This is a genomic window from Pantoea conspicua (genome assembly GCF_002095315.1).
In the GTDB taxonomy this organism is placed as follows: domain Bacteria; phylum Pseudomonadota; class Gammaproteobacteria; order Enterobacterales; family Enterobacteriaceae; genus Pantoea; species Pantoea conspicua.
On sequence record NZ_MLFN01000034.1, the window covers coordinates 1 to 14200 of the forward strand.

Below are 14200 nucleotides of genomic sequence, written 5' to 3' on the forward strand. Positions count from 1 at the left end.
GTTCTCAGAAGCTGACAAGTGCTAATTTCAACTTTTTAACCGACCGCTCACTTTGCAAACAATTAGCCGGTTAACTATGCAATGCAGTGCATAAATCGAACAAAAACGGGCCAGAGGCCCGTTTTTGTTTATGCTGAATTACTGATGCGCGGTAATAACATCGTTTTCTACATCCATTTCGATGGTTTTGCCCGGGACCAGTGTGCCAGAGAGAATCTGCTGTGCCAGCGGGTTCTCGATCTGCTGCTGTATCGCACGTTTCAGCGGCCGCGCGCCATATACCGGATCATAACCGTTCTCACCCAGCAGCTTGATCGCAGCGTCCGAGATATGCAGCTGATAGCCGCGATCTTCCAGACGTTTGTACAACCGCTGCAGCTGAATCTGGGCAATCGATGCGATGTGTTTCTCCGCCAGCGGATGGAACACCACCACCTCATCAATACGGTTAACGAACTCAGGACGGAAATGATGACCGACCACGCCCATGACAATCTCTTTCATCTCGGCATAGTTCAGATCGCCAAACCGTTCCTGAATCAAATCCGATCCCAGGTTAGAGGTCATGATGACCACACTGTTACGGAAGTCGACCGTGCGGCCCTGTCCATCCGTCAGGCGACCATCATCCAGTACCTGCAGCAGGATGTTGAAAACATCCGGATGCGCTTTCTCTACCTCATCCAGCAGGATTACTGAATAAGGACGACGGCGAACGGCTTCGGTCAGATAACCGCCCTCTTCATATCCGACATAACCCGGAGGTGCACCCACCAGCCGTGAGACCGAATGTTTCTCCATAAACTCCGACATATCGATACGCACCATCGCGTCATCGCTGTCGAACAGGAAGTTAGCTAGCGCCTTACAGAGCTCGGTCTTACCGACACCGGTTGGCCCCAGGAACAGGAATGAACCGATAGGTCGGTTAGGATCTGACAAACCTGCACGGCTACGACGAATCGCATTCGATACCGCCTCAACCGCTTCATCCTGTCCAATTACCCGGCCATGCAGATCCTGCTCCATACGCAGCAGTTTATCGCGCTCACCTTCCATCATGCGTGCTACCGGAATACCGGTCCAGCGCGCCAGCACGTCGGCAATCTCCACGTCGGTTACCCGGTTACGCAGTAACTTCATGGTTTTGCCTTCCGCCTGCGTGGCTGCAGCCAGCTGTTTTTCCAGCGCCGGAATTTTACCGTACTGCAACTCAGACATCCGGGCGAGATCACCCAGGCGACGTGCCTGTTCTAAATTGAGGCGCGCCTGTTCCAGCTCGGCTTTGATGTTCTGCGTGCCAGACAGCGAGGCTTTCTCCGTTTTCCACTCATCTTCCAGTTCGGCGTATTCACGCTCTTTCTGGTCAAGCTCGCTTTCCAGCATCTCAAGTCGCTTAATGCTGGCGTCGTCCGCCTCTTTCTTCAGCGCCTGCTGCTCCAGTTTAAGCTGGATAATCCGGCGTTCCAGCCGATCGAGCGCTTCCGGCTTCGAGTCAATCTGCATACGAATGCTGGAAGCTGCCTCGTCGATCAGGTCAATCGCTTTATCTGGCAACTGACGATCGGCAATATAGCGATGCGACAAGGTCGCGGCCGCCACAATGGCCGGGTCAGTAATCTGCACATGGTGATGCAGTTCATAACGCTCTTTCAGACCACGCAGGATGGCGATGGTATCTTCCACTGTGGGTTCAGCCACATAGACTTTCTGGAAACGCCGCTCCAGCGCCGCATCTTTTTCAATGTACTGACGGTATTCGTCGAGCGTGGTGGCACCCACACAGTGCAGTTCACCGCGTGCCAGTGCTGGCTTGAGCATGTTACCGGCATCCATCGCGCCGTCCGCTTTACCGGCACCGACCATGGTGTGCAATTCGTCGATAAACAGAATGACGTTGCCTTCCTGTTTCGACAGATCATTCAGCACGCCTTTCAGACGCTCTTCAAACTCACCGCGATATTTGGCACCGGCCACCAGCGCACCCATATCCAGTGCCAGTACCCGACGCCCTTTCAGGCCTTCAGGCACTTCGCCATTAATAATGCGCTGCGCCAGTCCTTCCACAATGGCGGTTTTACCCACACCGGGTTCACCAATCAGTACCGGGTTATTTTTCGTCCGGCGCTGCAAAACCTGAATGGTGCGACGAATCTCTTCGTCACGGCCAATCACCGGGTCGAGCTTGCCCTTTTCAGCACGCTCGGTCAGATCGATAGTGTATTTCTTTAATGCCTGGCGCTGATCTTCAGCCCCCTGATCGTTCACGCTATCCCCTCCACGCATTTGTTCAATAGCCCTGGTGAGTTTTTCACTGGTTGCCCCTGTCGCTTTAAGCAGATCGGCCAGTGAACCTCGCGAGTCGAGGGCCGCCAGAACAAATAATTCGGATGATATAAAGTTGTCATTGCGCTTCTGCGCCAGTTTGTCGCACAGGTTCAATACCCGAACCAGATCTGATGAAGGCTGCACATCCCCTTCGCTGCCTTCTACCTGCGGCAGACGATCGATAGCCTGCTCAACCTGGGTGCGCAAAGAAGCCACGTCGATACCCGCGGACGTCAGTAAAGGTGAAACCGAGCCGCCTTCCTGTTTCAGCAGTGCGCTCATCAGGTGCAGAGGTTCAATGAATTGGTTGTCGTGTCCCAGAGCCAGGGACTGCGCGTCGCGAGAGCCAGTTGGAATTTATTAGTAAGACGATCCAGACGCATAATTCCTCCCATTACAGGTCAAAATGCTACTGGAGATTAAATGAGGTCATCCCTCAAAATTTCAAGGTTAATGACCTGAGATTTGAGTGAAAAACACGCTAACTGGACCGTCTTATGCGTAAGGTTATAACAGCCAGATCAAAGTTGCCATACGCCCGGTAATCCCATCGCGGCGGAAAGAGAAGAAATCGTCGCCTTCCGTGAAGGTGCAACGGCTGTCAGCAGTGATGGATTGTACGCCTGTGGCCTGCAGACGTAAGCGTGCCAGTTGCCAGATATCGGCATAAAACTTCTCACCTGAAGGACGAAAGGCCTCTGCCGCGCGCGGGTCCTGTGCCATAAACGCATGACGCACCTCCGCACCGACCTCAAACGCATCCGGCCCAATCGCCGGTCCCAGCCAGGCGTGAATCTGGTGCGGCGGCGAGCGGAACTGCGCCAGGGTATTTTCCAGCACTCCGGCACAGAGTCCGCGCCAGCCAGCGTGCGCCGCAGCAACCTCCTTTCCATCATCGGAACAGAACAGCACAGGCAGACAGTCAGCCGTCATGACTGCACAGACCACGCCACTCTCAGAGGTAATACAGGCATCAGCACGCAGCGGCAGCGTGCCATTCGATGTCAGACGCGCTACATCGGTGGCATGCACCTGCTCCAGCCATTGCGGCATCGCCGGCAGACCCGCCTGTTCAACCAGGCGTTGCCGGTTCTGTGCAACGTGCTCTGGCTTATCCCCCACATGCCCGCCGAGATTAAGTGCATCCCAGGGCGCCAGGCTGACGCCACCCTGCCGCTGCGTCGAGCAGGCCCGGACGCGCGCCGGTGCCGGCCATTGGGGAATAATCATCTGCATCACCAGTCCATCTGGTCTTTGAAGGTCTCAGTATCGGCTTTCAGCGCTGCGATCAGATCGACCATATCCTGCGGAATGGCGGCATGGAATTCCATCTCGATCCCGCTGATTGGATGGTACAGACGCAGCATGGTGGCATGCAGCGCCTGACGATCAAAACCGCGCAAGGTGGCAATGAACGCATCCGATGCGCCTTTCGGCGGACGTGGGCGGCCACCATAGAGCGGATCGCCCACCAGCGGATGGTTGATGTGCGACATATGCACACGGATCTGGTGAGTACGACCGGTTTCCAGACGCAGACGCAGACGGGTATGCGCGCGGAAATGCTCCATGATGCGGTAATGCGTCACCGCCGGCTTACCCATTGGGTGCACCGCCATATGGGTACGCTTGGTCGAGTGGCGGCTGATAGGTTCATCAACCGTACCGCCCGCCGTCATGTTGCCAATCGCCACCGCTTCATATTCACGGGTGATTTCACGCCTCTGCAGCGATTCCACCAGGTGCGTCTGAGCCGGTACGGTCTTCGCCACCACCATTAAACCGGTGGTATCTTTATCCAGGCGGTGAACGATGCCGGCGCGCGGCACATCCATAATCGCCGGATAGTGGTGAAGTAAGGCATTTAATACGGTACCGTCCGGATTACCGGCGCCGGGATGAACGACAAAGTCACGCGGCTTGTTGATGACAATAATGTCTTCATCTTCATAAACGATGTCGAGCGGCAGAGCCTGCGGTTCCCAGCGCTGCTCTTCTTCGATCTCAGCGTTAATGGCGACCAGCTCGCCGCCCAACACTTTTTCCTTCGGTGTATCAACCATGACGCCATTTACGGTGACGCGACGATCGAGGATCCATTCTTTTATGCGAGAACGTGAATAATCAGGGAACAATTCCGCCAAAGATTGATCTAAGCGTTGTCCGAGTTGTGATTCGGATACCGTTGCGGTGAGTTGAACTTGTTGTGCCATATACAGCTTCTTCGTTAACGTTGGGTTTTCACGGCGATGCCGTTTAATATAATGTGCTATCGTACCTGGTCATTACCGGGAGCTATACGGACAGCTTCCGCCATAACATTTTGAGGATAATCACTTCGTCATGACGCGTATGAAACATCTGGTGGCTGCTGCCACACTGAGCCTGGCACTTGTGGGTTGTTCCGGCTCAAATGACGCGGTACCGGACAGCCCGCCTTCTGAAATTTATGCTACAGCGCAGCAAAAGCTGCAGGACGGTAACTTTAAAGCCGCGATTAAGCAACTGGAAGCGCTGGATAATCGTTATCCGTTCGGTCCTTATTCGCAGCAGGTTCAGCTGGATTTAATCTACGCGTACTATAAAAATGCCGATCTGCCCCTGGCGCAGGCTGCCATTGCCCGCTTTATGCGCCTGAATCCGACGCATCCGAACATTGACTATGTCATCTACATGAAAGGTCTGACGGATATGGCGCTGGATGACTCGGCGCTGCAGGGCTTCTTTGGTATCGATCGGTCTGACCGCGATCCGACGCACGCTCGTGATGCTTTCCGCGACTTCTCTCAGCTGCTGCGCGGTTACCCGAACAGCCAGTATGCGGCTGATGCTCAGAAACGTCTGGTCTACCTGAAAGATCGTCTGGCCAAATATGAGCTTTCAGTGGCGCAATTCTATACTAAGCGTGAGGCTTATGTCGCGGTTGTTAACCGGGTTGAAGGTATGATGCGCGATTATCCGGATACGCAGGCGACACACGATGCGCTGCCGTTGATGGAAAATGCTTACCGCAATCTGCAGCTGAACGCTGAAGCAGATAAAGTGGCGAAAATCATTGCTGCGAACCGTCACTGATCGTCTGTTGATTGTCGGCCATAAAAAAAGCAGCCTGAATGGGCTGCTTTTTTTTACTTATTAGCTGGCCAGTTACAGATATTTGCTGGCAGGTTAACTCATCAAGAATGCCGCGAGAATCGCTTCGCTTCAAGGCTTTTCGGCCACATTCTCTGCCTTTCTCACAAATTGTCTGGCTTGACAAAAAGTGACATTTTTTCGTGATCAAAATCACGCAATTAACCCTTTATCGCGCTATGCTGGACTTACCAAGACGGAAATGACAGAGAGGTAAGATTGATGATCCTGAACATTACCAGCAAACAAATGGAAATCACTGCAGCTATCCGCAGCCATGTTGAAGACCGTCTCGCCAAGCTTGAAAAATGGCAAACTGACCTGATTAACCCCCACATCGTCCTGTCCAAAGAGCCCAAAGAATTTGTGGCTGATGCTACGATTAATACGCCGAATGGGACACTGGTGGCCAGTGCCAAACACGAAGATATGTATACCGCTATCAACGATCTGATCGCCAAGCTCGAGCGCCAGCTAAATAAAGTACAGCATAAATCGGAAGCGCGCCGCGCCAGTGCCAGCGTAAAAGACATTATCCCCGCCGACGAAGAGTCCTGATCGGTTAACGCGCCTGCGGGCGCGTTTTTTATTGACAGCTTTTAACCCGTACGGTTACTCTCAAAGCACTCCCTTTACGGACATACCTATGAAACATGACCTGTTTTTCTTCGCTTTCTTTTTTACCTTCCCCTGAACGGGAGGCCATTCGTCGTGTGAAAACGAAAGCGAAGACGAACAACAAAGCCTCCCAAACGGGAGGCTTTTTTATTGGACAGCTTACAGGTGAGCCTTATGAATCCCGACAATCCACTGCTGGCGCTACGCGATAAAATCAGCGCAGTTGATAAAAAACTCCTGACACTTTTAGCGGAACGCCGCCTGCTGGCAGTGGAAGTAGCGCAGGCCAAACTGGCCACCCACCGGCCGATTCGCGATGTTGAACGTGAGCGCGCGCTGCTGGAAAACCTGATAGTGCTGGGCAAAGCGCATAATCTGGATGCGCACTACATCACCCGGTTATTTCAGCTGGTGATTGAAGACTCGGTATTAACCCAGCAAGCCCTGTTGCAAAAAAACCTTAACCATCCTCATGCCCATGCGGCCCGTATCGCCTTTCTCGGCCCCAAGGGATCTTATTCACATCTGGCGGCGCGCAAATATGCCGCCCGTCATTTCGATAACATGGTTGAATGCGGTTGCCTGAAATTCCACGACATCATCAGGCAGGTGGAGACCGGTGCGGCAGATTACGCAGTGATGCCTATAGAGAACACCAGCTCAGGCTCGATCAATGATGTCTACGATTTGCTGCAGCAGACCAGCTTATCGATCGTCGGGGAGATGACGCTGCCCATTGACCACTGCGTGCTGGTCAATGGCCCGACTGACCTGCAGCAGATTGAGATGGTGTACAGCCATCCTCAGCCGTTCCAGCAGTGCAGCCAGTTCATTAACCGATTCCCGCACTGGAAAATTGAATATACCGAAAGCACCGCAGCGGCCATGGAGAAAGTGGCGGCGCTTAACTCACCGAAGGTGGCGGCGCTGGGCAGTGAGGCCGGTGGCGAGCTCTATCAGCTACAGGTGCTGGAGCGTAACCTGGCGAATCAGCAGCAAAACCATACCCGCTTTATCGTACTGGCCCGCAAAGCCATCGAGGTTTCGGATCAGGTACCCGCCAAAACGACGCTGATCATGGCTACTGGCCAGCAGGCGGGCGCGCTGGTCGATGCCTTACTGGTGCTGCGCCAGCATAATCTGATCATGAGTAAGCTGGAGTCGCGCCCGATTAACGGCAATCCGTGGGAAGAGATGTTTTATATTGATGTTCAGGGCAACCTGCAGTCGGAAAGAATGCAGCAGGCGCTGCAGGAGTTGCAGACCATGACCCGTTCACTGAAGGTGCTGGGCTGCTATCCCAGTGAGAATGTGGTGCCGGTGGAACCGGGCGAGTAGACAAGAAAGGCATCCCGTGGGATGCCTTTCTGTTTCAGGACCACTGCGATTTTAAGGACGACTGTCATTTGCCGAGCGCAATAAGCTGCGACTTTCGACCAGGAAGCGTTTCGCGTGATCGCCAAACCAGTGTTCAACCCGGTTGAAGCTGGCGATAAAGGCCTGCTTATCCCCCTGTTCCAGCAAGGCAATCGCCTCACCGAAGCGCTGGTAATAACGCTTAATCAGCGCCAGGTTGCTCTCTGACGACATGATGATGTCAGCATAGAGCTGCGGGTCCTGAGCAAATAGTCTTCCGACCATCGCCAGTTCCAGCCGGTAGATCGGTGACGACAACGCCAGCAGCTGATCGAGGTTCACGTTCTCTTCCGCTAAATGCAGTCCGTAAGCAAAGGTGGCGAAGTGGCGTAATGCCTGAATGAACGCCATATTCTGATCGTGCTCAACCGCACTGATACGGTGTAAGCGCGCGCCCCAGACCTGAATCTGCTCCAGAAACCACTGATAGGCTTCGGGCTGACGACCATCACACCAGACCACCACCTGTTTTGCCAGGCTGCCGCTGTCCGGGCCAAACATCGGATGCAGGCCCAGTACCGGACCGTTATGCGCCGCCAGCATCGCCTGCAAAGGTCGGTTCTTCACTGACGCCAGATCGACAAGGATACAATCCTCTGGCAACGGTGGCAGTTGGGCAATGACCTGTTCAGTTAAGTGAATCGGCACGCTGATGACCACCATACCGGCATCGCTGAGTAAATTCTCCGCCTGTAACCAGTCATCTTTATCCAGCGTTTTCACCGTATAGCCCGACAGCCGCAGCATTTTCTCAAACAGCCGCCCCATCTGCCCATTACCGCCCACGATCACTACCGGACGCAGTTCCGGACACAACGTTTTGAAACCTTTATCGTTCTCGCTGGTATAGGACTCGCGCATCACCCGACGCAGCACATCCTCAATCAGATCCGGCGGTACGCCGAGCGTTTCAGCTTCTTTACGGCGCGAGGCCAGCATTGAGGCCTCACGCTCAGGGACATAAATCGGCAGTCCATAACGGCTCTTAACTTCTCCTACTTCGGCGACCAGTTCAAGCCGTCTGGCCAGCAGGTCAAGCAGCGCCTTATCGACACTATCAATTTGATCGCGTAACGCGCTTAGTTCAGCCACCATTGCTCTTACACCTCGTGTGACAGACGCGCCGACAGCACTCCCTGCAGATCCTGATGCATCTCACGCAGCAACGTTTCGGTGACGTCCCAGTTGATGCAGGCATCGGTGACGGAAACGCCATACTTCATTTCACTGCGTGGCTGCTCAGAAGACTGGTTACCTTCATTGATGTGGCTTTCCAGCATCAAACCAATAATTGAACGGTTTCCATCTTTGATCTGGGCAATAGCGGATTCCGCTACGCCAGGCTGACGGCGGTAGTCTTTATTAGAGTTACCATGGCTGCAATCTATCATTAAGGCTGGACGCAGTCCCGCCTTGAGCATCTCTTTTTCACATTGCGTAACATCTTCCGGACCGTAGTTAGGCGCTTTACCGCCGCGCAGAATCACGTGCCCATCAGGATTTCCCTGTGTCTGTAACAGACAAACCTGCCCGGCCTGATTGATGCCAACAAAGCGGTGTGGCATTGACGCCGCGCGCATCGCGTTAATCGCGGTACCCAGACTGCCGTCGGTGCCATTTTTGAAGCCCACTGGCATTGACAGACCCGAGGCCATTTCACGGTGGGTCTGCGATTCGGTAGTGCGTGCGCCGATGGCTGACCAGCTGAACAGATCGCCGAGGTACTGCGGGCTGTTAGGGTCCAGCGCTTCTGTCGCCAGCGGTAACCCCATCTCAACCAGATTTACCAGCAGCTTACGGGCAATGTGCAGGCCCGCTTCCATATCGAAGGAGTTATCCATGTAGGGATCGTTGATCAACCCTTTCCAGCCGACGGTGGTACGGGGTTTTTCAAAGTAGACGCGCATGACGAGATACAGCTGATCCTTCAACTGTTCAGAGAGGGTTTGCAAACGACGAGCATAATCCAGAGCCGCTTCGGTATCGTGGATTGAACAAGGTCCGCACACCACCAGCAGGCGTGGATCGCGGCCGGCAATGATGTCAGAGATAGTCTGACGAGAGGCAGCAACCTGAGCCTGTTGCTCAGCGGTCAGCGGAAATTTTGCTTTCAGCTCTTCCGGGGTAATCAGTACCTGTTCGTCGGCGATATGCACATTGTTCAGCGCGTCTTTTTGCATGGTGGCGATCCTTTTTGCTCGTATTTGCGGTCATGGGATCCTCATGGAGGATGGAGCACACTGTATCACAGGAAATACATAACACAACATAATGCGTACACTTTTATTACCACCGAAAAGAACCAGGCGAAGATAAATTAAAAATATACTTATATAACAATAAAATAATAAGTTAACACCGAAAACCTTACCACGCCAACATGTACATATTACTTTACAGTACTGATTGTTGTTTTCCTGCCTGTCGCTGTCAGAATAAATAGTCATCCTAATCCTTTTGAGCGAGCCATGACTCAGACTTGCGCCAACCTTCGCCTCCGCCCTTTCACGCTTAACGATATCGCTGCGTTTACTGAAGCAGTTAACGCCTCGCTGGAGAGTCTGTTGCCCTGGATGGTCTGGGCGCACGCGGATTATCAGCCGCATGAGGCGGAAAGCTGGATACGGTTTACGCACTGGCAACGTCTGAAAGGTGAAGCAGAAGAGTTTGCGATTGTGGATCAGCGCGATCGGCTGCTGGGCGGCGCAGGTATTCGGTTCGCCCGTCATCCCGGCGATTTTAGCGCCCTGGGCTATTGGGTACGTAGCGATGCACAGCGTCAGGGTATCGCCAGCCGCGCCGTGATCGCGTTGCTGTCGCTGGGCTTCTCCCGTCCTGAAACACGCGGCATAGAGATTCTGGCGGCGGAAGACAACCTGGCCAGTCGGGCAGTAGCAGAGAAATGTGGTGGTGAGTTTATTGGCTGCCGCTACGGGCTGATTGTGCTGGAGAGCGGACCAGTAAATAGCGCGATTTATCATTTCCAGCGACCTGATGCCACAGGTTCGTCGCCATTGACCGGATGATAAGATAAAAAAAGGGGCTGGCTTCACGCCAACCCCTTGTTTGCTATTAACTTTTAGATGTCGCGTTAGCGATACCTTAGTTAAGACGCTCTTTAATACGAGCAGACTTACCAGTACGCTCACGCAGGTAGTACAGTTTGGCTTTACGCACAGCGCCACGACGTTTGACAGTGATGCTGTCAATTACAGGTGAGTGAGTCTGGAATACACGCTCAACGCCTTCGCCGTTAGAAATTTTGCGAACAGTGAATGCAGAGTGCAGACCGCGGTTACGAATAGCGATAACCACGCCCTCGAATGCCTGCAGACGTTTTTTAGAACCTTCAACGACCCATACTTTCACTTCCACGGAATCACCCGGGCGGAAGGAAGGTACGTCCTGTTTCATCTGCTCTTGTTCAATTTGCTTGATAATGTTGCTCATAATTAAATCTCATATCCTGGGTAAACTGATAGTCGGGGAAGATCACTCTTCCACATCATCGTTTTGTTGCTGGTGAAATTCCCGCTGGAACTCACTTAGCAACCTTGCTTGCTCTTCAGTCAGAGCCAGGTTTTCCAGAAGTTCAGGTCTTCTTAGCCAGGTACGGCCTAGCGACTGCTTCAGGCGCCAACGGCGAATATCAGCATGGTTGCCTGACAGTAATACTGCCGGAACCTCCACGCCGTCTAACACTTCAGGTCGGGTATAGTGCGGACAGTCCAGCAGCCCATCAGAGAACGAATCCTCGTCGGCTGACGCCTGCTTGCCGAGTACGCCGGGAATAAACCGGGCGACCGCGTCAATCATCGTCATCGCTGGCAGTTCCCCGCCGCTGAGAACGTAATCACCGATTGACCATTCTTCATCAATTTCGGCGTGTATTACGCGCTCATCTATCCCTTCATAACGGCCACAGACCAGAATTAACTTGTCCCGTGCCGCCAGTTCGCAAACGCCCTGTTGGTCCAGTTTGCGCCCCTGAGGTGAAAGATATATCACCCTGGCCCCATCACCTGCCGCTGCTTTCGCTGCGGAGATAGCATCCCGTAAGGGTTGTACCATCATCAGCATTCCCGGTCCGCCGCCGTAAGGACGATCATCCACGGTACGGTGCCGGTCGTGCGTGAAGTCACGCGGACTCCAGCTTTGAATGCTGAGCAGACCGTTTTTTACTGCCCGGCCAGTTACCCCGTAATCGGTAATAGCGCGAAACATTTCTGGAAACAGGCTAATTACACCAATCCACATTGTCTTCGCCGTTACGTTACCGTTCGATTCGGAGATCAAAAACCAGGATCCCAATCTACTTCAATGACGCCAGTAGAGAGATCGACTTTCCTGATAACCTGTTCATCAAGAAACGGAATTAACCGCTCCTGCACACCGAACGCATCCTTCAGGTTTGCCTTAACGACGAGAACGTCGTTCGAGCCGGTTTCCATCATATCGATGACTTTGCCCATCTCGTAGCCGTCGAGGTTAACCACCTGGCAACCCATAAGGTCTTTCCAGTAATAGTCACCCGCTTCCAGCGATGGCAACTGCGTCGAGTCAACCTGAATTTCGCAATTGGTTAACTGAGCCGCCGCATCCCGATCGTCAACGCCTCTGACTTTGATGATCAGGTCCTGATTGTGGTGCTTCCAACCCTCCAGTTCGATCTGCTGCCATTTACCGGCGCGCTGGATAAACCAGGGTTGGTAGTCGAAGATGCTTTCAGCGTCTTCAGTGGAGGAAAACACTTTGAGCCAGCCGCGAATACCGTAGGCGGCTCCCATTTTACCCAACACCAGCGGGTTAACAGGAGGCTGTGCGGCAAGTTGTCTGCTCATGCTTACCACCGTGACAGATTAAGCTGCTTTCTTAGCTTCTTTGACCAGCGCGTTAACGCGATCAGAAAGCGTTGCGCCCTGGCCAACCCAGTGCTCGATACGATCCAGATCCAGACGCAGACCTTCAGCCTGACCAGATGCGATCGGGTTGAAGAAACCAACGCGCTCGATGAAACGACCGTTGCGTGCATTGCGGCTGTCAGTAACGACGACCTGATAGAACGGACGCTTTTTAGCGCCGTGACGTGCCAAACGAATTGTTACCATAACATCCTCTTCAGTTAATAAAACACCCGGCCCCCATCGAGGAACGGGGTCCGGGTGCTGTATAAAAAGCCCGAAAATTTTACTCATTTTGGCGCAAAAAGCAACCTAAACCGCGTCCTTTCGGGCTTTTTTGTGGAACACTTAGCGTCCAGGGAAACCTGGCGGCATCATGCCTTTCATGCCGCGCATCATTTTCGCCATTCCGCCCTTCTTCATTTTCTTCATCATACGCTGCATGTCGTCGAACTGCTTCAGTAAGCGGTTAACGTCCTGCACCTGCATACCGGAGCCGGTTGCAATACGGCGCTTGCGTGAGCCTTTGATGATTTCTGGCTTTTCGCGCTCTTTACGCGTCATCGAGTTGATGATCGCTTCCATGCGCACCAGCACTTTATCATCCATCTGTGACTTTACGTTGTCCGGCAGCTGTCCCATGCCAGGCAGTTTGCCCATCAGGCTGGCCATCCCGCCCATGTTACGCATCTGCTTCAGCTGCTCAAGGAAGTCATTAAGATCGAAACCGTCACCGGTTTTTAACTTCTTCGCCAGCTTTTCCGCCTGCTCGCGGTCAACCTTGCTTTCAATATCTTCGATAAGCGACAGCACATCGCCCATGCCGAGGATACGTGAGGCGATACGCTCCGGGTAGAACGGCTCCAGGGCTTCGGTCTTCTCACCGACACCCATGAACTTAATCGGCTTGCCGGTGATATGACGAATCGACAGCGCCGCACCACCGCGTGCATCACCATCCACTTTGGTCAGGATAACCCCGGTGAGCGGCAGTGCTTCGTTAAAGGCTTTGGCAGTATTCGCCGCATCCTGGCCGGTCATGGCATCGACGACAAACAGGGTTTCTACCGGATTAATCGCGGCATGAACCTGTTTGATTTCGTCCATCATCGCTTCGTCTACGTGCAGACGACCCGCAGTATCCACCAGCAGCACATCGTAGAACTTCAGGCGCGCTTCGCGCAGCGCATTGTTCACAATGTCGACCGGTTTCTGGCTCAGATCGGACGGACAGAAGTCAACGCCGACCTGTTGCGCCAGCGTTTCCAGCTGTTTAATCGCCGCCGGACGATAGACGTCGGCAGACACCACTAATACTTTCTTTTTGTGCTTTTCGCGCAGGAATTTACCCAGCTTACCGACGCTGGTGGTTTTACCCGCACCCTGCAGACCCGCCATCAGCACCACGGCCGGTGGCTGTGACGCCAGATCCAGCGCGTTGTTTTCTGCACCCATCGCCGTAACCAGTTCGTTACGGACAATCTTGATGAACTCCTGACCCGGCGTCAGACTTTTATTCACATCGTGCCCAACCGCGCTCTCTTTCACGCGATTTATGAAGTCACGCACGACCGGCAGCGCAACGTCAGCCTCAAGCAGTGCCATGCGAACTTCACGCAGGGTCTCTTTGATGTTCTCTTCAGTCAGCCTTCCGCGGCCGCTGATATTTTTCAGGGTTTGCGATAAACGATCGGTTAAATTATCAAACATGGTCTCTCACTTAAAAAGATCGCGAGGCGCCTGATCGGCAGAATGCGGCGGATTATAACACGAAGGCTCAGCGATCTCTGCAATTGCCCCTGAGA

At 53.5% G+C, this 14200-nt stretch carries 14 protein-coding genes, 1 pseudogene and 1 other annotated feature; of the genes and pseudogenes, 5 read left to right on the forward strand and 10 right to left on the reverse strand.

What is annotated here, in order from left to right; translation table 11 throughout:
* Window positions 1-138: 138 nt before the first annotated feature.
* From clpB to rluD, 3 genes and pseudogenes are all read right to left on the reverse strand, one after another.
* Window positions 139-2723 (reverse strand): annotated as a pseudogene (clpB, locus tag HA41_RS12535) (ATP-dependent chaperone ClpB).
* A gap of 112 nt (window positions 2724-2835) precedes the next feature.
* Window positions 2836-3564: a purine nucleoside phosphorylase YfiH gene (gene yfiH / locus HA41_RS12540; protein ID WP_094121069.1), complete on the reverse strand. Its 729-nt coding sequence runs from the start codon at window positions 3562-3564 to the stop codon at window positions 2836-2838.
* Window positions 3564-4541 (reverse strand): 23S rRNA pseudouridine(1911/1915/1917) synthase RluD, encoded by a 978-nt coding sequence (gene rluD, locus HA41_RS12545; RefSeq protein WP_094121070.1) that lies wholly within the window; start codon window positions 4539-4541, stop codon window positions 3564-3566. The genes yfiH and rluD overlap by 1 nt, the downstream gene beginning before the upstream one ends.
* A gap of 130 nt (window positions 4542-4671) precedes the next feature.
* On the opposite strand from rluD, the gene bamD reads away from it, so the two are divergent.
* From bamD to pheA, 4 genes are all read left to right on the forward strand, one after another.
* Window positions 4672-5403 (forward strand): outer membrane protein assembly factor BamD, encoded by a 732-nt coding sequence (gene bamD, locus HA41_RS12550; RefSeq protein WP_094121071.1) that lies wholly within the window; start codon window positions 4672-4674, stop codon window positions 5401-5403.
* A 279-nt stretch (window positions 5404-5682) separates the two neighbouring features.
* Window positions 5683-6018, forward strand: coding sequence for a ribosome-associated translation inhibitor RaiA (gene raiA / locus HA41_RS12555; protein WP_094121072.1), 336 nt, complete (start codon window positions 5683-5685; stop codon window positions 6016-6018).
* An 87-nt stretch (window positions 6019-6105) separates the two neighbouring features.
* Window positions 6106-6230 (forward strand) — a sequence feature (Phe leader region).
* Window positions 6107-6154: a pheA operon leader peptide PheL gene (pheL, locus tag HA41_RS21205; RefSeq protein WP_193387678.1), complete on the forward strand. Its 48-nt coding sequence runs from the start codon at window positions 6107-6109 to the stop codon at window positions 6152-6154. (Overlaps the previous feature by 48 nt.)
* 22 nt (window positions 6231-6252) lie before the next feature.
* Window positions 6253-7416, forward strand: a complete 1164-nt coding sequence (pheA, locus tag HA41_RS12560) for a bifunctional chorismate mutase/prephenate dehydratase (RefSeq protein WP_094121073.1) — start codon at window positions 6253-6255, stop codon at window positions 7414-7416.
* Window positions 7417-7467: 51 nt separating this feature from the next.
* On the opposite strand, the gene tyrA is transcribed toward pheA, so the two are convergent.
* On the reverse strand, window positions 7468-8589 hold the full coding sequence (tyrA, locus tag HA41_RS12565; protein WP_094121074.1) for a bifunctional chorismate mutase/prephenate dehydrogenase: 1122 nt from the start codon (window positions 8587-8589) through the stop codon (window positions 7468-7470).
* 5 nt (window positions 8590-8594) lie between these two features.
* On the reverse strand, window positions 8595-9674 hold the full coding sequence (locus tag HA41_RS12570; RefSeq protein ID WP_031374780.1) for a 3-deoxy-7-phosphoheptulonate synthase: 1080 nt from the start codon (window positions 9672-9674) through the stop codon (window positions 8595-8597).
* Between the two features lie 288 nt (window positions 9675-9962).
* On the opposite strand from HA41_RS12570, the gene HA41_RS12575 reads away from it, so the two are divergent.
* Window positions 9963-10520 carry a GNAT family N-acetyltransferase gene (locus HA41_RS12575; RefSeq protein WP_094121075.1) on the forward strand — a complete coding sequence of 186 codons (558 nt, stop codon included), beginning with the start codon at window positions 9963-9965 and terminating at the stop codon, window positions 10518-10520.
* A gap of 76 nt (window positions 10521-10596) precedes the next feature.
* Here HA41_RS12575 and rplS read toward each other — a convergent pair whose 3' ends face one another.
* The 5 genes from rplS to ffh all read right to left on the reverse strand — a co-directional run bounded on the left by rplS (window position 10597) and on the right by ffh (window position 14105).
* Entirely contained in the window at window positions 10597-10944 is a 348-nt protein-coding gene (gene rplS, locus HA41_RS12580; RefSeq protein WP_031374778.1) for a 50S ribosomal protein L19, read from the reverse strand.
* A gap of 42 nt (window positions 10945-10986) precedes the next feature.
* Window positions 10987-11751, reverse strand: a complete 765-nt coding sequence (trmD, locus tag HA41_RS12585) for a tRNA (guanosine(37)-N1)-methyltransferase TrmD (protein WP_094121076.1) — start codon at window positions 11749-11751, stop codon at window positions 10987-10989.
* Between the two features lie 35 nt (window positions 11752-11786).
* On the reverse strand, window positions 11787-12335 hold the full coding sequence (gene rimM / locus HA41_RS12590) for a ribosome maturation factor RimM (protein WP_094121077.1): 549 nt from the start codon (window positions 12333-12335) through the stop codon (window positions 11787-11789).
* Between the two features lie 18 nt (window positions 12336-12353).
* A complete protein-coding gene (gene rpsP, locus HA41_RS12595) occupies window positions 12354-12602 on the reverse strand; it encodes a 30S ribosomal protein S16 (RefSeq protein ID WP_003849041.1) in 249 nt (82 codons plus the stop codon).
* Between the two features lie 141 nt (window positions 12603-12743).
* On the reverse strand, window positions 12744-14105 hold the full coding sequence (ffh, locus tag HA41_RS12600; RefSeq protein WP_094121078.1) for a signal recognition particle protein: 1362 nt from the start codon (window positions 14103-14105) through the stop codon (window positions 12744-12746).
* Window positions 14106-14200 lie beyond the last annotated feature (95 nt).